Source organism: Bradyrhizobium ontarionense (genome assembly GCF_021088345.1).
Taxonomy (GTDB): domain Bacteria; phylum Pseudomonadota; class Alphaproteobacteria; order Rhizobiales; family Xanthobacteraceae; genus Bradyrhizobium; species Bradyrhizobium ontarionense.
In genome coordinates this window covers 4,493,870-4,515,660 of record NZ_CP088156.1, presented here as the reverse complement: position 1 = coordinate 4,515,660, position 21,791 = coordinate 4,493,870, and the positions used below count along the sequence as shown (strand labels likewise).

Genomic DNA, 21,791 nt, shown 5'->3' with positions numbered 1-21,791 from the left:
GCCTGTGGCTGACCTTCCGCCTCGCCGTGGTGATCGAAAATCTACGGTTGTCCGGCTTGGCGCCGACGCGCTCCGGGCACTCATCTGTGCCGTTCGCGTTGCCTGCAGCGGATGCTATAGGCTGCGGCGGCGTGCAGCGGCGGCGCGACTGCCGCGGCGCTTGCAATGATGGTTATATGCTATAACAATGAAACAAAGGGCCCTCGAAGGCCCGCGGAATGAGGAGACGATCTCGATGAGGAAGACGCTTCTGGCGTTGGCGCTGGCCGCCGCTGTCACCCCCGCTCTCGCGCAGGACAAGACGTTCGATCTGAAGATCTCGCATTGGGTGCCGGCGAGCCATCCGCTGCAGAAGGCGCTGGAGGACTGGGCGGCGTCGGTCGAGAAGGCCTCGGGCGGCACCATCAAGGGCAAGGTGTTTCCGGCGCAGCAGCTCGGCAAAGCGTTCGACCATTACGACATGGCGCGCGACGGCATCGCCGACGTCACTTACGTCAACCCCGGCTATCAGCCCGGCCGTTTCCCGATCATCGGCGCCGGCGAGCTGCCGTTCCTGGTGTCCGACGCCAAGGGCGGCTCGGAAGGCCTGGATGCATGGTATCGCAAATATGCCGAGAAGGAGATGAAGGACGTCAAGTACTGCCTCGCCTTCGTGCACACGCCCTCGTCCTTCCACACCCGGACCAAGAAGGTCGTCGTCCCCGAGGACGTCAAGGGCATGAAGATCCGCCCGGCGGACGCGACGATCGCGAATTTCGTGACGGTGCTCGGCGGCACCAACGTGCAGTCCTCGGCGCCGGAAGTGCGCGACATCATCGAGCGCGGCGTCGCCGACGGTGTCACCTTCCCGGCGGGCTCGCTGGTGCTGTTCGGCGTCGACAAGGTCACGAAGTACCACATGGACGCGCCGTTCTACGTGACGACGTTCGTGTTCGTGATCAACAAGGACAAGTACAACCAGATGTCGGCGGCGCAGAAGAAGGCGATCGACGACAACTGCAACACCGAGGCGGCCGGCAAGGTCGGCGAGCCCTGGGGCAAGTTCGAGGACGCAGGCGTCGACAAGATCAAGGCCGAACCGGGCCAGGAGGTCTACAAGCTGACAGCGGAACAGACCGCGGCCTGGAAGAAGGCCTCCGAGCCGCTGTTCAAGACCTGGGCCGACGGCGTCAAGAAGACCGGCATCGACGCCGATGCCGCCATGGCCGAGCTGAAGGCCTCGCTCGCCAAATACAACGCGCTGGCGCAATAGCCGCGCCGCATTTCAAGCTGTTGAGCAGTAGACGGTGCGCTCCCTCTCCCCCGTCCTTACGGGGAGAGGGTTGGGGTGAGGGGCAGCCGCACGGGAAGTGTCCGCGGTAAGACCTGTACCCCCTCACCCGGATTGCATCTGGCGATGCAATCCGGCCTTTCCCCGCAAGCGGGGAGAGGCTGCCCACCGCCTGCTGCGCAGCAGCTCGCCCGACAATCTTCGAGATGCAAACCTGATTGCTAGAACGGGGACGCCATGCCGCGCGCCTTCATGGACCGGATCATCGATGGGATCGAGTGGATTGCCGCGTTCTTCGTCGGCATCGTCGCGCTCGACATCTTCCTGTCGGTGCTGTTGCGCAATACGCTGAACTATTCGATTCCCGATTCCTTCGACATCGGGCGCATGCTGCTCGGCATCCTGATCTTCTGGGGCATCGCTGCGACATCCTATCGCGGCACCCACATCACGGTGGATCTCATCTGGGGCAATGTCGGCCCGCGCTACCAGCGCTGGATCGACATCTTCGCCACGCTGGTGCTGCTGTTCGTCGTCACCGTCCAGACCTGGACCCTGTTCGACAAGGTGCGCGGCACCTATGAGGACAACGTTCTCACCTTCGACCTGCACATGCCGACCTGGCCGTTCTTCGCCGTCGCCTGGATCGGCGACGTCTCGGCAGTGCTGCTCATCGCCATCAGAACCTATCGCCTGATCTTCCACCCCGAGGAGATTCATGACCCCCACGTCAAGGTCACGGAGTAGCGTCGCATGAGTACCGATGCAGTTGCCGTCATCGGCTTCGTGGCACTGTTTGCGCTGATGCTGCTGCGCGTGCCGGTCGGTATGGCCATGGGGCTCGTCGGCGTGTCCGGCTTCGCCTACCTCGTCAACGGCACGGCGGCGCTGAAGCTGGTCGGCCAGACCTCGATGCGCACGGTCACGGACTACACGTTCGGTGTGATCCCGATGTTCCTGCTGATGGGAACGTTCGTGTCCAACTCCGGCATGAGCCGCGAGCTGTTCCGCGCCGCCAACGGCTTCGTCGGCCATCTGCGCGGCGGGCTCGGCATCGCTACTGTCGCGGCCTGCGGCGGCTTCGCCGCCATCTGCGGCTCCTCGGTCGCGACCGCCGCGACGTTCTCGGCGGTGGCCTATCCGGAGATGCGCCGCTTCGGCTATCCGCAATCCTTCGCCACCGGCGTCATCGCCGCGGGCGGCACGCTCGGCGCCATGCTGCCGCCGTCGACCGTGCTGGCGGTGTACGGCATCATCACCGAGCAGGACATCGGCAAGCTGTTCATCGCCGGCATCATCCCCGGCCTGCTGGCCATGACCATGTACATGATCACGATCACCGTGATCGGCCGCGTCAGGCCGGATTTCCTGCCCAAGGGCGAGGCGCTGCCGTGGGCCGACCGCATCAAGGGCCTCAAGGGCATCTGGGCGCCGATGCTGCTGTTCCTGTTCGTGATCGGCGGCCTCTATGGTCTTCCTTTTCTGCCGCGCTTCACGCCCACAGAGGCCGGCGGCGTCGGCGCCACCGGCGCGTTCCTGATCGGCCTGTTCACGGGACGGCTGAACAAGGACAAGATCCTGGCCTCGCTGCTGCAAGCGACGCGCACCGCGGCTGCCGTGTTCACGGTGCTGATCGGCGCGCTGATCTTCGGCTACTTCCTCACGGTGACGCAGACGCCGCAGAAGGTGACGGAGTTCCTCACCGGCCTCGGCCTCGGGCCCTATGGCGTGCTGGCACTGATCATGGTGATGTATCTGGTGCTCGGCTGCCTGATGGACGCGATGGCGATGATCATCCTGACGGTGCCGATCATCTTCCCGGTGATCTCGCATCTCGGCTTCGATCCGATCTGGTTCGGCGTCATCATCGTGATGACCGTCGAGCTCGGCCTGATCCATCCGCCGGTCGGCATGAACGTCTTCGTCATCAAGAGCGTGGTCAAGGACGTGTCCTTCTCCACGATCTTCAAGGGCGTGCTGCCGTTCGTGGCGACCGACCTGATCCGTCTCGTGATCCTGATCGCGTTCCCGCTGCTCGCCACTTGGCTGCCGCAACAGATGATGAACCGATGACCGCGCCCGTTCTCGACACGAAGTATGTCTTCACCCTCACCGTAATGATCGGCGACGTCACGAGCGCTGGCGAGACCGGCATCGGCGTGCGCCGGATCATCCCGATCCATGGCGGCGAGGTGACGGGCCCGGGTCTGAACGGCGAGGGTGTCAGCGGCAGGATCAGCAATTTCGGCGCCGATTTCCAGATCATCCGGCCCAACGAGCTGATCGACCTCGAGGCGAAATACGCGTTCGAAACGGATGATGGCGCGACCATCTACGTCGAGAACCGCGGCATTCGCTTCGGACCGATCGACCTGCTGCAGAAGCTCAAGCGCGGCGAACCGGTGGATCCGAAGCTGATCTACTTCCGCACCCACCCGCGCTTCGAGACCGGCCACGAGAAGTACCGCTGGCTGATGCAGCACATCTTCGTTGGCTCGGCCGCCCGCCACGCCGACCGCGTCGTCGTCGACGTGCACATGGTGCTGTAGGCCGGGCTGTTCGCGACAAACTCCGTCGTCGTCCCGGGCAAGCCACGGCGGCGCGCAGCGCCGTCGCGGCGCCGACCCGGGACCCATACCGCGTGATCTATCGGGGAACGCTTGAATGGCGACGATTTGTCGCCAAACCGACGCCGGTGGCTATGGGTCCCGGGTCGGCGCCCGGCCAACGCTGTCGCGTTGCCCAGGCTTGCCCGGGACGACAACGGAGCTTGCGGGGGCGTTGTCCGGACGCCGTGGCGTTGAGCAAGACAATCGGGACGCTCGAATTCCGCGAGAGGTCGGACTAATCCTCGTCGTCCCAATCCGAAGCCCTGCGGTAGCCGTGGTCGCAATTGCGATAGCGGTGAGCCGGCACGTAACGGTAGCCCTCGTAGCCGTAGCCCTCATATGCCGCGTCGCGGTAGTGGGACCGGTAGACCGGCGCAGGCTCATACGCTTGCGCTTCCGACGCCAGCGCGCCGCCGATGAGAGCTCCGACGAGCAGGCCGCCGATCAGCGCCCCATTGCGTCCGTCATGGGCCTGAGCTGGCGCCGAACCGGCGAACAGGGTTGCGGTCACGGCGAGCGCAGCGATGCCGCCTGCGATAGATTTCTTCAGCGAAACCATGGTCCCCTCCATTGGGAAGTGTGGTGACGTTCTACATGGCCGCCTTTGAAGCCATGCTGAACGCGATGTTGCCGGCCGTTCATTTGCGAAGCCGACCTCGAAGCCCCGTGGTGGAATGCCGGAACGCCTTTGGGGCATCAGCAGCCGTTTGGCGCTGGATTACGATGAGACATCGCCACGGAGAGCGAAGCACAGTCTGGCGATGCGTCACTGCTCTTCAGGAATTCAGAAAAATCACTTGCGGATTTTCGGAAATTGTGGTTCTCTCTCCGCATCCCGTCCCAAGCCGAGGGGCGTTGCGCGCGATCGTCACGACACGCGGGGCGGGGAGCGGTGGCCGCGACATGACGCAGCGTAGTTTGCTACGCGGACGAACGGCATGGCGCGGACGCGAAGTCGTGTGGTCCTGACCTCCCGGTGCCGAGGTCAAGTCGACGCCAGCGCTGACGCGTTGCGGCGATGACGGGGGCAATCAAGCCGGTCCCCGGGGAGAGCACGAAGTAAGCGTGAAGACCACCGCGCAGGGAAGGCCGGGTGATTCCGGCTGCACCTGTGGTACCTGCCGCCTGCATTTTTTGAGCAGGCGGGCCGCAGGCGTCAGTCGGCGCCTGGCCTTCCCTGCGCCCTCTGCATCTCGAGGGCGAACGAGATCAGCACGACCCGGGCGTGATTTCGCCGCGGGAACGCCGGATCATGTGCGTTGCCTTTGCGCCGGCGGGCCTTACGATGAGGCGCGCGCCAGAGACCGGCGGCCTCATTTCGCATTGCACAACATGATCTCCCGAGCCGCTTATTGACTCCTGCCAAGATCGTTATAAAACATAACTATTCTGAATAGGACACAATAGAGCCGATGGGAAACGCCGACACCGCCACGCCCGCGGGGGATCCGTCTCTGCTGCAGATCGAACAGCAGGGGGCCGTCCTGACGATCGGGCTCAACCGCCCGGCCAAGCGCAATGCGCTGAATGACGGCATCATCCTCGCCATTGGCGATTGCTTCACCAGCCTGCCCGAGGACGTCCGTGTCGTGATCATTCACGGCATCGGTGACAATTTCTCCTCCGGCCTCGATCTCTCCGAGTTGCGCGAACGCGACGCCACCGAAGGCCTCCAGCATTCGCAGATGTGGCATCGCGTGTTCGACCGCATCCAGTATTGCCGCGTGCCGGTGATTGCCGCGCTGAAGGGCGCGGTCATTGGCGGCGGCCTTGAGCTGGCCTGCTCCGCACATATCCGCGTCGCCGAGCCCTCGGCCTATTTCGCGCTGCCTGAAGGCCAGCGCGGCATCTTCGTCGGCGGCGGCGGCTCGGTGCGGCTGCCGCGCCTGATCGGCGTCGCCCGCATGATGGACATGATGCTGACCGGCCGCGTCTATTCCGCGACCGAAGGCTCGTCCTACGGCTTCGCGCAATATCTGGTCGACGCCGGTGCGTCGATGACCAAGGCGCTGGAGCTGGCAACGAAGATCGCAGGCAACGCGCCGCTCACGAACTTCGCCGTGCTGCAGGCCCTGCCGATGATCGCGGAGGCCAACCCGCAGACCGGCCTACTGATGGAATCACTGATGGCGACCGTCGCGCAGAGCGACAAGGAAGCCAAGAGTCGCATCCGCGCCTTCCTCGATCACAAGACCGCCAAAGTGAAGCCGACGTGACATGACCGCACAAACAATAAAAAGCACACAGGGAGGAATGGATGACACGGCGCGCAGCGCCAGTGTGCATCCGTTGCGCGCGATCTCGTTCAACGATCCCGCAGTCACCGTCGATCGCCGCGACAACGGCACCATCTATCTGCGGCCGAAACAGCCGTTGGGCGATTTCCCGCAGCGGATCACCGATCGGCTGCATCATTTCGCCGAAGCCACGCCACAGCGCGTGTTCATGGCCGAGCGCGTCGGGCCTGCGGGCTGGCGCGAGCTGACCTATGCCACGCTGCTGGCGGCGAGCCGGCACATTGCGTCGGCGCTGCTCGCGCGCGGGCTGTCGCCGGACCGTCCGGTCATGATCCTGTCGGGCAATTCGATCGATCATGCGCTGGTCGCGTTCGGCGCGCTCTATGCAGGGGTTCCGTTCTGTCCGGTGTCGCCCGCCTATTCGCTGGTGTCGCGTGACTACGGCAAGCTCGCCTATCTGATGAAGCTGCTGACTCCGGGCCTCGTCTTCGTCGACGACGCCGACAAGTTCGCCGATGCGCTGGCCGCGAACGTGCCGGAGGGCACGGAGATCGTCGCGGCGTTCGGCTCGGTGCCGGGCCGCAACGTCACGATGCTGGCCGATATGATCGCGACGCCGCTGTTCCCGGGCCTCGGCGCCGCGCATGCAAAGATCGGCCCGGACACGATCGCGAAATTCCTGCTCACGTCAGGCTCGACCGGCAATCCCAAGGCCGTGATCAACACCCAGCGCATGATCTGCGCCAACCAGGTGATGATCCGCGAGACGCTCGCCTTCCTGAAGGACGAGCCGCCGGTGATCATCGACTGGTTGCCGTGGAATCACACCTTCGGGGGCAACCACAACATCGGCCTGACCTTGTTCAACGGCGGCTCGATGTATCTCGACCAGGGCAAGCCGGTGCCCGGCGGCATCGAGGAGACGGTCCGCAATCTGCGCGAAATCTCGCCGACGGTCTATTTCAACGTCCCCAAAGGCTACGAGTCGCTGCTGCCCTATTTCCGCGAGGACGCGGGCCTGCGGAAGACCTTCTTCCAGCGGCTGCATGCGATGTTCTTCTCCGGCGCCGCGCTGGCGCCGCATGTCTGGAACGAACTCGACGAGCTCTCGGTGGCCGAGACGGGCTATCGTGTGCCGATGCTGACGGGCCTCGGCTCGACCGAGACCGCGCCGTTCTTCATGTCGGTCAATCCCCGCACCAGCCGCTCCGGCCATGTCGGCCTGCCGGTGGCGGGCAACGAGGCCAAGCTCGTCCCCAACAACGGCAAGATGGAAGTGCGGGCCAAGGGTCCGAACGTCACGCCGGGCTACTGGCGCCTGCCCGAGGTCTCGGCCGCGGCGTTCGACGACGAAGGCTACTACAAGATGGGCGATGCGCTGAAGCCCGTCGATCCCGACGACTTCAATGCCGGCTTCGATTTCGACGGCCGTGTCGCCGAGGACTTCAAGCTGGCGAGCGGCACCTGGGTCTCGGTCGGCCCGCTGCGGGCCCGCTTCGTGGCTGCGTGCGCGCCGCTGGCGCGCGACGTGATCATCGCCGGCATCAACCGTGACGAGATTGCCGCCATCGTCGTGCTCGATCTCGATGGTTGCCGCCTGATCAACGCGACCTTGCCGTTCGACGATCTCGCCGCCACCGCAGACGATCCGCTGATCATCGCGGCCTTCCGTGAGCGCTTCGCAAAATTCCTGCAGACCGCGACCGGCTCGTCGACGCGGATCACACGCGCCGTGCTGCTGGGGACGCCGCTGTCGATCGACAAGGGCGAGGTCACCGACAAGGGCTCGATCAACCAGCGCGCTGTGCTGGAGCATCGCAAGGACCTGATCGAGCGCATCTACGCAGCGCCGCCGGACGACGACGTCATCATCGCCGGCTGATCGACGCATCCAAGGGAGAAACGACAATGTTGTTGAAGGATCAGGCCGCCATCGTCACCGGCGGCGCCTCCGGCCTCGGGGCCGCCACCGCCCGCAAGCTCGCTGCCCAGGGCGCCAAGGTCGCCGTGTTCGACCTCAACGCCAAGCTGGCGGAAGAGGTCGCGGCCGAGATCAAGGGCGTGGCGGTGGTCTGCGACGTGTCGGACGCCGCCGGCGCGGAAGCTGCCGTTGCCGAGGCGGTCAAGGCGCTCGGCCAGCAGCCGCGCGTGCTGGTGAACTGCGCCGGCATCGGCGTCGCCAAGCGCGTCGTCGGCCGCGACGGCCCGATGGCGCTCGCCGATTTCGAGAAGGTCATCAAGGTCAATTTGATCGGCTCGTTCAACATGCTCCGGCTCGTCACCAATGGCATGACCAAGCTGGAGCCGCAGGCGGCGACCGGCGAGCGTGGCGTCGTCATCAACACCGCCTCGGTCGCGGCCTATGACGGCCAGATCGGGCAGTCCGCCTATTCGGCCTCGAAGGGCGGTATCGTCGGCATGACCCTGCCGATCGCGCGCGAGCTGGCGCAGTTCGGCATCCGCGTGCTGACCATCGCGCCGGGCCTGTTCCTGACGCCGCTGCTCGCCAATCTGCCGCAGGAGGCCCAGGACTCGCTCGCCGCCGCGATCCCGTTCCCGCGCCGGCTCGGTCACGCCGACGAGTTCGCAGCACTTGCGCTGCATATGGTCGAGAACCCCTACCTCAACGGCGAAGTGGTCCGTCTCGACGGCTCGCTGCGCATGGCGCCGAAGTAGGTGCGACGCGCCGACGTCGATATGGTTGTCATTCCGGGACGACGCGTTAGCGTCGGGCCCGGAATCCATCTGGCGTCTAGCACAGTGGAGAAATGGATTCCGGGCTCGCGCTTCGCGCGCCCCGGAATGACGGAGAGAAACGTAGGGTGGGCAAAGCGCAGCGTGCCCACCGGCCAGGACAATGGTGGTGCGTTGGTCAAATTGATGAGCTCAACTGTAAGCCAGAGACTCGATGCCAGCCTCTCCCCGCTTGCGGGGAGAGGTCGGATTGCATCGTCAGATGCAATCCGGGTGAGGGGGGACAGGTCTAACCACTCACACCACGCGCGCGTCTGCCCCTCACCCCGACCCTCTCCCCGTGAAGAACGGGGAGAGGGGGCGCACCGTCTCCGCGGTTTGTAGCGAGGTTCACAATCGATGTTCGTCCATCGCCGCGACGTGCAGATCCAGTGGGGCGACTGCGATCCCGCCAACATCGTCTACTATCCGCGCTATTTCGCGATGTTCGACGACGCGACCTCCGTGATGTTCGAGGCGGCCGGGTTCTCCAAGCAGGACATCGTCCGCCGCTATGGCCTCGTCGGCATTCCCATGGTCGACACCCGCGCCAAGTTCTACATCCCCTCGACCTATGGCGACTGGATCACGATCGAAAGCCGGATCGAGAGCATCAAGCGCTCGTCGTTCGACGTCACCCACAAGGTGTTCAAGGGCGAGGCGCTGGCGCTCGAAGGGTTCGAGACCCGTGTGCTGGTCGGGCGCGATCCGGCCGATCCCGACAAGCTGAAATCGGCGCCGTTCCCGGAGGAGATGCGAGCCAAATTCCTGGAGGGCTGAGCTTTGAAGGGTGCGACATGCGGCCGTCTTAAGGATGAATCGGCGTCGTGCTTTGGTCGACTGGTAGAAAATGATCTTGTCATGTTCAATGCCACGATCACGCCTGCAGAACATCTCGGCTGGCCTGGATTGGGCCGGTTCGATCCCGAAATTCGAACAAGTGCAAACGGAGCGCAAGCTCACGAGCTCAACTGAAAAGACGAGAGGGAGGACCAAATGAAGACGACCTATCTGGCGGCAGCCGGCGTCATCGCGATTCTGGCAGCTGCTCCGGCGCTGGCGCAGACCAGTGAGATCACCATCGGTATCACCACCACCACGACCGGCCCCGGCGCCGCGCTCGGCATCCCCGAGCGCAACGCGCTCGAGTTCGTGCCGAAGGAGATCGGCGGCGTGCCGCTGAAGGTGATCGTGCTCGACGACGGCGGCGATCCGACCACGGCGACCACCAATGCGCGCCGTTTCGTGACGGAGTCCAAGGCTGACATCATCATGGGCTCGGCGCTGACGCCGCCGACCATCGCGGTGTCCAACGTCGCCAGCGAAGCCGGCATTCCGCATTTCGGCCTCGCGCCGTTCCCGGTGACGCCGGAGCGCGCCAAGTGGTCGGTGGTGATGCCGCAGCCGGTGCCGATCATGGGCAAGGTGCTCTACGAGCACATGAAGGCGCACAACATCAAGACCGTCGGCTATATCGGCTATTCGGATTCCTACGGCGATCTCTGGTTCAACGACCTGAAGAACCAGGGCGTGCCGACGGGGATCACCATCGCCGACGAAGAGCGCTTTGCGCGTCCCGACACGTCGGTGACCGGCCAGGTGCTCAAGCTGGTCGCCGCCAACCCCGATGCGATTCTGGTCGGCGCTTCCGGCACCGCGGCCGCCCTGCCGCAGACCGAGCTGCGCGAGCGCGGCTACACCGGCCTGATCTATCAGACCCACGGTGCTGCGAGCATGGATTTCATTCGCATCGCCGGCAAGGCAGCGGAAGGTGTGATCATGGCCTCGGGTCCGGTGATGTCGCCGGAAACGCAGGCCGACAGCGCGTTGACGAAGGCGCCGGGCCTGGAGCTCAACAAGGCTTATGAAGCCAAGTACGGCCCCAACAGCCGCAGCCAGTTCGCCGGTCACTCCTTCGATGCGTTCGAGATCCTCAAGCGTATCATCCCGACGGCGCTGAAGACCGCCAAGCCCGGCACGCCGGAGTTCCGCGAGGCGATCCGCCAGGCGCTGCTGTCAGAGAAGGATCTGGCCGCGTCGCAGGGCGTCTACAACTTCACCGAGAAGGACCGCTCCGGCCTCGACGACCGCGCCCGCATCATCCTGACCGTGAAGGACGGCAAGTACGTGCCGGCGCAGTGAGCCACGGCGCTGAACGCAATGATCAATAACGAGGCCGGCTCGATGAGCCGGTCTTTCGGTTTTATTCCGGCCAGAACCGATGGGCGGTACGAGCTGCGCTCCCGCTCATGATTGATCGCGCCCCGCGGTAGACACCCTCATATTGCTCGGCTAACGTGTGCTCACTTTTCAAGTGCCATGGCGTCTGAGGGCTCCAAGGTGTTTCGTATTTTTATATCGTATTCTGGGAAAGACATTTTCGAGGCGCTGGCGCTTCGCAACTGGCTTGTGTCCGAGGGATGGGCACCTACCGATGTCTTCCTCGACGTTCAGGGCGTCGGTGCTGGTGTGCGCTGGAGAGAGGCGCTGGCCAAGGCGAACGAGCGCTGCGAGGCCGTTCTGTTCCTCGTCTCGACCCACTCGCTGGAGTCAAGAGAATGCTACGTCGAGATCCGGATGGCCGAGGATATGGGCAAGGTCATCCTGCCGATGATCTTGCCGCCGCGCGTGCCGGAAGACAGGCTCTCCATCGACGACCCTCGCCTTATCAGCCATCGGGAGCGCCAAATCGTCGATGCCTCGATCGAGCCGAGGGAGGCAGCCTTCACGGTCGAGCATCAGGGGCAACGACGCTCGGTCTCGTTCCACGCGCCGACGCTCGCCCGGATCAAGGCGCGTCTTACTCAGCTGGGAATTTCGCCAGACAGCTTTCCATGGACACCAAGTGATCTCAGCACGGCCTCACCCTATCCCGGCCTGGCAGGTTTTTCGGAGAAGGATGCGGGGCTGTTCTTTGGGCGCGCCGGTGACATCGCGCGCGGCTTCGCGAGCCTGCGGATGGTGCGGCGTACCGGGCTGAACTGCAGCCGTGGCAGTCTACTCGTCATTCAGGCCGCGTCAGGGGCCGGCAAATCCTCGTTTCTTCGCGCCGGCCTCTGGCCGCGGCTCGCGCGCGACCCCGACTTCACGCCGATCGGCATCTTGCGGCCGGCCACCGGTATCTTGACGGGCGACACCGGCATCGGCCGTCAATTCGCGGCATTTCTGGCTCGCCATGGCGGGTCGCGGTCGGCAGGCGAGATCCATCGCCAACTTGCCGCCGCCGACACGAAAGCGGTAGCGGCACTTCTTGCCTTGTTCGCCGAGGCGACCGAAATCGGCCAAACAAGTCAAAGGCTCACGAACCCGGACGCGCCGCCGCCAACGCCCGTGATCGCCGTCGATCAGGCCGAGGAGTTGTTTGCGGCTGCAGATGCCGAGGAAAGCCAGCGCTTCCTGTCACTCATCGCCGGAGTCATCGGTGACCACGCGCCGCACAAGTCGAGTTCACCGCCACTCTTCATCTGGACCGTCCGCGCCGACAGCATGGATGCTTTGCTCCAAGCGTGCACGATGCATGGCATTGGCGCACCTGAGCTCTTTCCCTTGCCGCCGATCCCGCGAACCGCCTTCGCTGAGGTCATCAATGGTCCGCTCGCTGTCGCGAATCAGGCGGGGATGCGCCTCACGATAGACCCGCTTCTGGCGCAGGCGCTGATCGACGCCTCAGTCGGTGCCGACGCTCTTCCGCTCCTTGCCTATACGTTGAGGCAGATCATCGAGGACAATCGTGCAGGCCGTCGTGCCGACCTTTCGCTGGACGCCTTTGAGGCGGCGGGCGGCGTTGCAGGTGTATTGCGCAAGCGCCTGCTCACGGCGCAGCGCGACGCCAGCGCCAGCGATGATGACCTCAAGCGGCTGTTCATCCCTCGTCTCGCGACATGGGACGAGGAAGCAAATCCGCCGGCCGCCAGACGTCTCGTGGCCGATGAGGCCAAACTTCTGCTCGGCGAACGTAGGAGGCTGAGGCCCCTCGTTGACGCGCTCGTGGAGGCCCGCCTGCTGACGCGGTTTAGCGGCGAGGATGGTGACATTCGACTTGAGGTGGCGCACGAGGCGTTGCTGCGGCTTTTGCCATTGAGCGCCTGGCTCGAGGAAGCGCGCGAGTTTCTCACCTGGCGTGACGGCATTAAGCGCGCAGCGCGGGAGTGGGCGGCGAACGCAAATTCCCCGGTATGGCTTGTACATGTTGGTGAACGACTCAAAGAGGCCCAGCTTCTGCTCTCGTGGTCTGAACTTGCAGAGCACTTGGAGCCGGCGGAAAGATCTTATCTCGTGGCCTGCCGGCGACGCGGCCAGCAGGCGAGACTGCGCCTGATCGCGGTGGTCAGTGCCGCCACGCTGGCGGCTCTCATCGTTTTGGCCGTCGCTACCCATCGCGTGGAGATCATCGCTGACACGGTTTTCGAGGCTAACCAAGCCTCGGGTTGGAATTTCGATGCGCGCGGTACGCGTGGCCTCGCGATGATCGATGAGAACGATACGACGATCGCCAAGGTCTGGCAGCTCTATCCAAGGATCGAGAAGCAGCCACTGCTAAGCCTCCCGGCGAGCATGGCCAGACTGTCGCCAGACGGCGCTCATTTGCTTGTACTAAGCGGTCAACGACTGTTCCTATATTCGACCAATGGGCCACCGACCCCAGAAAAGCCGATCGCGGATTTCAGAAACGACAAGGAGGTCGTATCGATAGCTGCTTTCAATCAAGCCAAGTTTTCGGTGGATGGTCGGTGGCTACTCGCGCCAAAGAGTACGAGTGAGCTGGCGTTGTTCGATGTGCGGTCGAACGACGCTGAAACGGTCGTTCAACAGAATTCTGATATCGTTCAGTCTTATGGTATTCTTGAATTCTCTGTCGCTCCGGTATCGGCGAGTTTCGCCATTTGCTCCCAGACAGAAGTCGTACTCTATTGGCCGCAACATCAACCGAGGCGCCAAAACCTGCCGCTTCCCAACGAGCACGTCGTGTCTTGCGATTTCAGTCCCGACGAAAAATGGCTGCTTGTAGGGGCCGATGACCGCACGGTTGTCGTCATGCCTATTGAAGCTGGAATACTTCGACCAGGTTGGCGGGTGACGTTTCCTGGCCCGGCACGAGCGGAGCCGTCGGGTGGCAGCGACGAATCCACGACGCCCAATGCTAGCGATCGGGATATTGTACGTTATGTCATCGGCAATGAGGGGCATACACTTTACGGCTACGTTGGGAATGGGCCGATTGCGGCAGCCGAGCTTGCCGCAGGCAAGGACGGGCCCGCATCGACCGTGCTGTCGACCCAGGAGTCTCAAGCCTTCTTCGCTCGAACTCTTTGGTCTTCCGAGACGGGAATGTGGGTCTCCGGAACAGGCCAGGATGGTGTCCAGTACATTTGGGAAGCCGGAAACGATCGGAGCCCTGTTTCTATCAGCAAGGCTCGTGGCCGCGTGATTGCTGAACCAACGCAGGTCTCGACGATTGAAGCACAGCGAAAGGCGCTCGTGTCGAACGGTCAAGGGCGGTGGCTCTCGTTCAATCTCGGTCAGCAAGTGCCGGCAGTACCCGGTGACAGGCTCAGCGGTAGGGACTACCGAATTGCGCCATTGGCGGATGGCACCGGATGGCAAGCCCTGTCGACTGCCGAGGTGCAACTCATCGATCTCGGCTTCAATGCGGTGCGGAGTCAGACAATCAGTCCTGACATATCGGCCACCATCCGCTCTGCCGACGGTCAGTCCTTGCTCGCTGGTACGGACGCCGGCCTGTACCGCTTCCGAAGGTTTGAGGGAGTTTTCGGCATACCCTTTTGGGCGCGCGAATGGCCAAGAATCCGTTTTGGCATGGCATCCTCGGCGGGGCTCACGACTGATGATGGTGGTCGAGCCCCCTTTGTCGGCAGCGGAGGAGGAGACGGCGGAGGAGACGGCGGTGGTGGCGGTGATGGTGGCGGTAGCGGCCACTAATAAAGAGGGCCATGTGTCTTAAGCGAGGCACGAGATGTGAGTGTCGAGATAATTGCGACTCTCGAAGCGATGGAGGACTCTTCGCTCCGAAAGGTCGTAGATGACAGAATCGCGAAAGCTGGTTGATACGGCAACATACGGGGTTCCGGCAACGTCGGTCACACCGGTCAGCGACGAAATCCCAAGTTCGTCTGCGGTCACGATGGTGGGCTCGCCGATATGGGGAATGACCAGAAGAACGTCCGAATGCGTGTAGCTAACGATCGCGCATTTGCAAGTCTGGTTATAGGCGACTGATTGTGAGCGGAGATGATATCGATCGGCAAGCCGGATGGTGTGACGTGAGCCGGTTTGGGTGTCGATCTTGATGACCGGTAACGGCACTGCGAGCAGGCGTTGCTCGAGTGCGGCGCGCGGGATGTCGTAGTCCAGCGGCCGCCCAAGGTAACGCTCGAGACGGGCGACGACATCGCCATAAGACATGTTCTTGGGAAACCTTACGAACTGCGTCAGCGCCAAATAGGCAAAGCCACCTTCGTCGACGCTCATATGGGTTACCATTGCCCCGAAATCGGCCAGCGGGTAGTGCCGCTTCGGACGGAACGTAACTGCATCGAGGATTGTCAGCTTAGGATCAAGGACGTTATGTTGCAGAACCGCATCGGGATGAGCGATGTCGCCATAGTGAGTGACGGCAAGCTCGGCCCGGCCTGGGATGGGCTGAATTTCGTGAGGATGAATGCCTTCTGTTTCGATCGTGTCGAGGTGCCTGAAGGTCAGACTATCAAACACGAGCAGAGATCCAACGTCCGCTTTGGTCAGTGCGATCTTACGCCGTTGCGGAAGCAGGATCAGCCGTCGGCCCGTCTCGATCCACCCATGTCCGCCAAACAGATTCTCTGCCGATGCCTCGAGCTCTGTCACGATGGCATGATCGGCGTCAACGACAAGGCATTTTGGCCCATGCTGAGCGGTGCAGATGATGTGTTGCTCGGAGCACCGGAGGACCGCATGTCCGCCCTCCATCGGCAGGATGGTTTGACGAGCTGCGCCGCTTCCGTAGTCTATCGTTGTAAGTACGCTTGCCTTGGGTTGTTTGATGATGTCGGAATCCGGGTGAAGGCTCGGATCTCTCCCCAGGAGATGAAGATGGCGGCTTGGGTTCCCGGCGATAACACCTGCGGTGCAGGGGCCGAGGCTCGGCATGAGCGCCATGCCGAGAAGGCCGAGCGTATGTCGTCGCGAGAGGCTGGTCGTCATGACGGAATCCCGTGCGCTCTGCTAGGCTCGAGGTCACCACCATACAAGAGTCCGGGGGATGGCACCAGTTTGCTGATCGATCGAATGGTTCGCGGAGAACCTGATTGTTGATCAGCGCGAAGCCGATTCCCGTCGATGGTGATCACGTCTTACGCGGGCGTTGGGCGGATGCCCCAATCGCAGCTACGGTTGTTGCCCTGGCATATGCTCAGTTGAGACACCGCGATATCAGTGACACAGAATTGGCTCTCGGGCTCGTCGCGTCGGTAGCGATTGTGATGAGCGCGATCGAGTATCGCCGAGCAAATATCGGCGTTGTCCGTCCTCGGCTCAATTGGAGAGATGCTGCGGCTCGCGTGGCACGGAACTGGGTCGAGGCCATGTTGGGTGCCATTGTTGTGGTAGGTTTCTGGACCCTGGTTCGTGTCGAGTACGGCCGACCTGAATTTCGACCTTTGTGGGAAGCCCTCGACGTATCGCTTCCGGTCGTGGCGCCAGCGGTGCTTCTGCACGCCGTGATCGCCGAATGGCGACTGGGACGTACCCGAGATTCGGGAACGCCGGTGCTGAGTTTGTTGCTTGCGGGCAGATCGGGAGTCGACGTCGATGGTTTACGGAGAACGGCTCTCTCGCTCCTGGTGCGAGCAATTTTCTTGCCGCTGAATTTTTGTTCGCTTGTCGGTGTATTACACCACTTCAGGTGGTATGAGTATGACCTTCTGACCGGACGCTATGGGGGAGCTGAAACAGGCGTTGTCATCTATGGCCTGCTCATTGCTGCGATTACTCCGGGTTACCTTTTCAGTTCGCGCCTGCTTGCCACGCAGGTAAAGTCGGTCGACTCGAGCCCGTTGGCTTGGTGTGTAACGCTGGCGTGTTACAGCCCGTTCAGTGCCCTGATCTTTGATCGGCTCCTGGACTATCGTGCACGCGCTGGAGGTTCGCTGACCTACAAATCTTACGTCGACATACTTGAGTATCGACCTGGGCTCTCGGCCCTTGTCATCTTCGCGGCCCTCATGTGCCAGCTGTTCCATTACTGGGGCGAGGCGACGTTCGGGCTTCGCTCCTCGAATCTCAGCAACCGTGGTATCATCGTCGACGGGCCATACAGGTTTACGAAACACCCCGTGTACCTGTCAAAATGCGTCGGTTGGTTTATCATTTATTGTCCGGTCTTTGCGAATGATGCGTTGGGAGTGCTTCGCTCTACGGCCTTGCTCGGCTCCGTTTTTTTGATCTTTGCTCTGAGGGCGCGCTGTGAGGAGCGGTTCCTTTCCGGCGATCCGAGCTATGTGGCATACGCACTCTCGATGGATTCAAAAGGCATGTTCGCCCCACTGTCGCGCCGCATATGTTCACTTCGGTTTTCTTCCCGCCTGGAGAGATGGCGATACGCACAGGAAAAACATTCTCAGCGCTGATGGTGTGAAAGGCCGGGGTCGTCTGGAAGCAGCCGACCGGGGCGGCAGGTCGTTAGGGTTGGATCGCAGCTACACCGCTACCTTCGGCAAAGCCGAGATAGCTCGCGGCGACGCGCTGGTCGGTCGCGATCTCCGAGGCCTTGCCGTTCAGCACGAACTCGCCGAGCTCCATCACATAGGCGCGGTCGGCGACCTGCAGCGCGGCCTTGGCGTTCTGTTCGACCAGCAGCACCGAGACGCCTTCCTGCCGCAGCTTGGCGACGATCTCGAAGATGCCGGCGACGATGATCGGCGCAAGCCCCAGGCTCGGCTCGTCCAGCATCAGCAGCTTCGGCGCGCCCATCAGGGCGCGGCCCATCGCCAGCATCTGCTGCTCGCCGCCCGACAAGGTGCCGGCAAGCTGCTTGCGGCGCTCCTTCAGCTTGGGAAACAGCGTGTAGACGTGCTCGAAGCCCCTGGTGGCGTGGGCCTTCGACATGCGGAACGCACCGAGCTGCAGGTTGTCCTCGACGTTCATGCTGGCGAACAGCTCGCGATGCTCGGGCACGAGAGAGAGGCCGCGGGCGACGCGGTCCTCGATCTCGTAGCGTGCGAGGTCCTCGCCGGCGAAGCGGACTTTGCCCTTCAACGGCAGGACCCCCATGACGGCGCTGAGCAGCGTGGTCTTGCCGGCGCCGTTGGCGCCGATGATGGTGACGATCTCGTTCTCGGCCACGGTGAGCGAGACCGAGCGCACGGCCTCGACCTTGCCATAGGACACATGGGCGTCGGCGACTTCCAGCAGCGTGCTCATGCGGTGGCTCCGAGATACGCCTTGATCACCTCGGGATTGGTCTTGATCGCGGCCGGTGTGCCCTCGGCGATCTTGGTGCCGAAATCGAGCACCACGATGCGGTCGGCGAGGTCCATGACGAAACCCATGTCGTGCTCGACCAGCAGCACCGACATGCCGCCGGCGCGCAGCTCGCGCAGCAGCGCGCCGAGGCGCTGCTTCTCCATGTGGCGGAGGCCTGCGGCGGGCTCGTCGAGCAAGAGCAGCATCGGATCGACGCAGAGCGCGCGGGCGATCTCGACGATGCGCTGCTGCCCCAGCGAGAGGGAGCCGGCGAACTGGTGCATCTGGTCGCCGAGCCCGACGCGCTCGATCTGCCGCGCGGCTTCCGCGAGCAGCTTGGCCTCGTCGGCGCGGTCGAGCCGGAACATGCTGGAGATCGCGCCGGAGTGGCCACGCAGATGTGCGCCGATCGCGACGTTCTCCAGCACGGTCATGTCCGGCACCAGCTTGACGTGCTGGAAGGTGCGGGAAATGCCGAGCTTGACGACGTCCTGCGGCGGCGCGTTGCCGACGGCCTTGCCGAGCACCGAGATGTTGCCGGAGGTCGGCGGCAGCACGCCGGTGATCAGGTTGAAGGTGGTGCTCTTGCCGGCGCCGTTGGGCCCGATCAGCGCGACGATCTCGCGGGCCTGGACGTCGAACGATACGTTGTTGACCGCGACCACGCCGCCGAACTGCTTGCGGGCATTGTCGACCTGCAGCAGCACGCTGGGGGCGGATGCGGCGCGTATGCGGGCCGGCAGCTTGATCGTGGTGTCCGGCTTCTTGGCGACGGGCTTGAACGGCAGCCGCGCGGTCAGCCACGGCCACAGGCCGGTTGGCGCGAGCTGCAGCAGCGTGACGAGCAGGATGCCGAACACGATGGTCTCGAGCTGGCCCTCGCCATGCAGCAGCAGCGGGAGGTAGCTTTGCAGCACCTCCTTCAGGATCACGACGATCGCCGCGCCAAGCACGCCGCCCCACACATAGCCGGCGCCGCCGACGACGGCCACGAACAGATATTCGATGCCGGCCTGCGCGCCGAACGGCGTCGGGTTCACGGCGCGGGTGAAGTGCGCATAGAGCCAGCCGGACAGGCCGGCGAGCACAGCGGCATAGATGAACACCAGCATCTTGGCGCGCGGGGAATAGACCCCGAAGGCCTCGGCGGCGATATGGCCGCGACGCAGCGCGCGGATGGCGCGGCCGGTGCGGGAGTCCAGGAGATTCATCGTCAGCAGCGCCGAGACCAGCACGGCGGCCCAGATCGCGAAGTAGATGGTGCCGGGATCGAGCATCCTGAGGCTGCCTATCGACAGCGGCGGGATGCCGGAGATGCCGTCATTGCGGCCGAGGAAGGCGAGCTTGCTGAACAGATAGAACAGGCCGAGGCCCCAGGCGAGCGTGCCGAGCGGGAGATAGTGGCCGGACAGCCTGACCGTGACGAGGCCGAGCAGCACGGCCGCAAGGCCAGACACCAGCAGCGACAGCGGCAAGGTGAGCCAGGGCGATACGCCGTAATTGGCGGACAGCACCGCGGTGGTGTAGGCGCCGAAGCCGACGAAAGCCGCCTGGCCGAACGAGGTGAGACCGCCGACGCCGGTCAACAGCACCAGCCCCATCGCGACCAGCGCGGAGAGACCGATATTGTCGAGCAGCACGATCCAGAACGGCGGCATGCCTGGGATGAACGGGATCGCCGCGACGATGACGGCAAAGACGATGAGAGGCCAACGCTCGCGCACGGATCAATCCTTCTCTTCTTCGACCGCGGGCGCAGCGAGCGAACGCAACAACAGGACCGGGATCAGCAGCGTGAAGACGATCACTTCCTTGAAGTTCGAGGCGTAGAACGAGGAGAACGCCTCGACGATGCCGACGACGAGCGCGGCAACGGCGGTCAGGGGATAGCTGATCAGACCGCCGATGATCGCGGCGATGAAGCCCTTCAGGCCGATCAGGAAGCCGGTGTCGTAATAGAGCGTCGTGATCGGGACGATCAGGATGCCCGAGAGCGCGCCGATCGTGGAGGCCAGCAGGAACGCGATCTGGCCCGAGAGCGTAGTGCGGATGCCGACGAGGCGGGCGCCGAGCCGGTTGACGGCCGTGGCGCGCAGCGCCTTGCCGTAAAGGGTCAGGCCGAAGAACAGCCAGAGGCCGACGATGAAGGCGATGGTGATGCCGTAGACGGCCATGCCCTGCCCGGTGAAGCGCAGCGAGCCGAGCGTCGCCGTGGCATTGAGCAGCGTCGGGCCGCGCTGGCCCTCGGCGCCGAAGAACAGGAGACCGAGGCCTTGCAGTGCCAGATGAACGCCGACTGAGGCGATCAGCAGCACCAGCACCGAGGTGTGGGCAAGCGGCTGGAACACGATCCGATACAACGATAGGCCGATGCTGGCGACGATCAGCAGCGACAGCACCAGGCTGACGCCGGCCGGCACGCGCTGGTCTGCGGCCCACATGCTGGCCAGGAGCACGGCCACCGGGAAGACGACGTTGAGGCCGAAGGCGCGAAGCATGCGCGATGCATGCAGCGTCTTGCGCATGGCGTAGAGATCGAAGGCAAAGGCCACCAGGCCGATCACGACGGCAAGCTTCGCGGTCCCCGGCATGCGGCCGGCGGCGAGCGAGGCATAGGTGAGGGCGCCATAGGTGACGAATTCGCCCTGCGGGATCAGGATCACCCGGGTGACGGCGAACACGAGCACGAGCGCCAGCCCGAGCAGCGCATAGATCGCGCCGTTGGTAATGCCGTCCTGCAACAGGAACAGCAAGATCGTTGTGTTCAAGACCGGACGCTCCCCCTCCATGGTGACCGGACGCGGGCGGCGCCCTGCGCCATCCGCTGGTCGGGGCAGTTGAATTGGGCTGCCCGTGTTTGGTATAGTGGATAACAATTATCGAATATAATCTCAAGGCCGCTGTTCCGGCTGCGGCTTTCGAGACCAGGGATGGAAGCGCGGGCGATGAATTGGGCAGATTGTGATGGCCGATAGCACCAAGCCCGTCGGTAAGGCCCAGAGAGAAAGCCGCCGGGAAGCTGCCGTAGCCGCGGACGAGACGCAAGCGGTCCAGCTCGGCGAACTCTCCGATCTGCTCGGCTATGTGTTGAAACGGGCGCAGCTGAAGGTGTTCGAGGACTTCCTGCGTTGCGTCGCACCGTTGCAGCTGACCCCGGCGCAGTTCTCGGTGCTGCTGCTGCTCGATGGCAATCCGGGCCGGAACCAGACCGAGATCGCCAACACGCTCGGCATCCTCCGGCCCAACTTCGTCTCGCTGCTGGACAGCCTGGAGAGCCGCGACCTCTGCACCCGGGTGCGCTCGGCCAATGACCGACGCTCCCACATCCTGATGCTGACCGAAAAGGGGCGTGCCGTGCTCGCCCGGGCCAAGAAGCTGGTCGTCTCCAAGCACGAAGCGCGGTTGAACGAGCTGCTCGGCCCGGCCGGGCGGGACGCCCTGCTCGCGATGCTCACCAGGGTCGCGGAGGAGTTTTGAAGCGCG

General features: G+C 63.6%; 17 protein-coding genes. 12 read left to right on the top strand and 5 right to left on the bottom strand.

The window, feature by feature from the left end; genetic code table 11:
- The first annotated feature begins 235 nt into the window (after nucleotides 1-235).
- The 4 genes from LQG66_RS20025 to LQG66_RS20010 all read left to right on the top strand — a co-directional run bounded on the left by LQG66_RS20025 (nucleotide 236) and on the right by LQG66_RS20010 (nucleotide 3,819).
- Nucleotides 236-1,252 carry a TRAP transporter substrate-binding protein gene (locus tag LQG66_RS20025; RefSeq protein WP_231317408.1) on the top strand — a complete coding sequence of 339 codons (1,017 nt, stop codon included), beginning with the start codon at nucleotides 236-238 and terminating at the stop codon, nucleotides 1,250-1,252.
- Between the two features lie 255 nt (nucleotides 1,253-1,507).
- Entirely contained in the window at nucleotides 1,508-2,017 is a 510-nt protein-coding gene (locus LQG66_RS20020) for a TRAP transporter small permease (protein ID WP_231317407.1), read from the top strand.
- A 6-nt stretch (nucleotides 2,018-2,023) separates the two neighbouring features.
- Nucleotides 2,024-3,343 carry a TRAP transporter large permease gene (locus tag LQG66_RS20015; protein WP_231317406.1) on the top strand — a complete coding sequence of 440 codons (1,320 nt, stop codon included), beginning with the start codon at nucleotides 2,024-2,026 and terminating at the stop codon, nucleotides 3,341-3,343.
- The gene (locus tag LQG66_RS20010) at nucleotides 3,340-3,819 is read left to right on the top strand and encodes a DUF3237 domain-containing protein (protein WP_231317405.1); all 480 of its coding nucleotides are present in this window, start codon (nucleotides 3,340-3,342) and stop codon (nucleotides 3,817-3,819) included. The genes LQG66_RS20015 and LQG66_RS20010 overlap by 4 nt, the downstream gene beginning before the upstream one ends.
- 295 nt (nucleotides 3,820-4,114) lie before the next feature.
- On the opposite strand, the gene LQG66_RS20005 is transcribed toward LQG66_RS20010, so the two are convergent.
- Nucleotides 4,115-4,438, bottom strand: coding sequence for a hypothetical protein (locus tag LQG66_RS20005; RefSeq protein ID WP_231317404.1), 324 nt, complete (start codon nucleotides 4,436-4,438; stop codon nucleotides 4,115-4,117).
- Nucleotides 4,439-5,291: 853 nt separating this feature from the next.
- On the opposite strand from LQG66_RS20005, the gene LQG66_RS19995 reads away from it, so the two are divergent.
- The 6 genes from LQG66_RS19995 (at nucleotide 5,292) to LQG66_RS19970 (ending at nucleotide 14,789) form a co-directional block, all read left to right on the top strand.
- Complete coding sequence (locus LQG66_RS19995; RefSeq protein ID WP_231317402.1) at nucleotides 5,292-6,095, top strand: crotonase/enoyl-CoA hydratase family protein; 804 nt, start codon at nucleotides 5,292-5,294, stop codon at nucleotides 6,093-6,095.
- A gap of 37 nt (nucleotides 6,096-6,132) precedes the next feature.
- Entirely contained in the window at nucleotides 6,133-7,998 is a 1,866-nt protein-coding gene (locus LQG66_RS19990; protein ID WP_425601228.1) for a feruloyl-CoA synthase, read from the top strand.
- 26 nt (nucleotides 7,999-8,024) lie between these two features.
- Nucleotides 8,025-8,792 (top strand): SDR family NAD(P)-dependent oxidoreductase, encoded by a 768-nt coding sequence (locus LQG66_RS19985; protein WP_231317400.1) that lies wholly within the window; start codon nucleotides 8,025-8,027, stop codon nucleotides 8,790-8,792.
- A gap of 417 nt (nucleotides 8,793-9,209) precedes the next feature.
- The gene (locus LQG66_RS19980) at nucleotides 9,210-9,629 is read left to right on the top strand and encodes an acyl-CoA thioesterase (RefSeq protein WP_231317399.1); all 420 of its coding nucleotides are present in this window, start codon (nucleotides 9,210-9,212) and stop codon (nucleotides 9,627-9,629) included.
- Between the two features lie 216 nt (nucleotides 9,630-9,845).
- Nucleotides 9,846-10,991 carry an ABC transporter substrate-binding protein gene (locus LQG66_RS19975; protein WP_231317398.1) on the top strand — a complete coding sequence of 382 codons (1,146 nt, stop codon included), beginning with the start codon at nucleotides 9,846-9,848 and terminating at the stop codon, nucleotides 10,989-10,991.
- A 198-nt stretch (nucleotides 10,992-11,189) separates the two neighbouring features.
- A complete protein-coding gene (locus LQG66_RS19970) occupies nucleotides 11,190-14,789 on the top strand; it encodes a toll/interleukin-1 receptor domain-containing protein (RefSeq protein WP_231317397.1) in 3,600 nt (1,199 codons plus the stop codon).
- An 18-nt stretch (nucleotides 14,790-14,807) separates the two neighbouring features.
- Here LQG66_RS19970 and LQG66_RS19965 read toward each other — a convergent pair whose 3' ends face one another.
- On the bottom strand, nucleotides 14,808-16,049 hold the full coding sequence (locus tag LQG66_RS19965; protein WP_231317396.1) for a DUF1513 domain-containing protein: 1,242 nt from the start codon (nucleotides 16,047-16,049) through the stop codon (nucleotides 14,808-14,810).
- 104 nt (nucleotides 16,050-16,153) lie between these two features.
- On the opposite strand from LQG66_RS19965, the gene LQG66_RS19960 reads away from it, so the two are divergent.
- A complete protein-coding gene (locus tag LQG66_RS19960; RefSeq protein ID WP_231317395.1) occupies nucleotides 16,154-17,473 on the top strand; it encodes an isoprenylcysteine carboxylmethyltransferase family protein in 1,320 nt (439 codons plus the stop codon).
- 52 nt (nucleotides 17,474-17,525) lie between these two features.
- Here the strand turns inward: LQG66_RS19960 and LQG66_RS19955 are convergent, their stop codons facing one another.
- The 3 genes from LQG66_RS19955 to LQG66_RS19945 are packed head-to-tail and all read right to left on the bottom strand — an operon-like array spanning nucleotide 17,526 to nucleotide 21,076.
- Nucleotides 17,526-18,266 (bottom strand): ABC transporter ATP-binding protein, encoded by a 741-nt coding sequence (locus LQG66_RS19955; protein ID WP_231317394.1) that lies wholly within the window; start codon nucleotides 18,264-18,266, stop codon nucleotides 17,526-17,528.
- Entirely contained in the window at nucleotides 18,263-20,032 is a 1,770-nt protein-coding gene (locus LQG66_RS19950; protein WP_231317393.1) for a branched-chain amino acid ABC transporter ATP-binding protein/permease, read from the bottom strand. The genes LQG66_RS19955 and LQG66_RS19950 overlap by 4 nt, the downstream gene beginning before the upstream one ends.
- A gap of 3 nt (nucleotides 20,033-20,035) precedes the next feature.
- A complete protein-coding gene (locus tag LQG66_RS19945) occupies nucleotides 20,036-21,076 on the bottom strand; it encodes a branched-chain amino acid ABC transporter permease (RefSeq protein ID WP_231317392.1) in 1,041 nt (346 codons plus the stop codon).
- Between the two features lie 196 nt (nucleotides 21,077-21,272).
- On the opposite strand from LQG66_RS19945, the gene LQG66_RS19940 reads away from it, so the two are divergent.
- Complete coding sequence (locus LQG66_RS19940) at nucleotides 21,273-21,785, top strand: MarR family winged helix-turn-helix transcriptional regulator (protein ID WP_231317391.1); 513 nt, start codon at nucleotides 21,273-21,275, stop codon at nucleotides 21,783-21,785.
- Nucleotides 21,786-21,791: the final 6 nt, after the last annotated feature.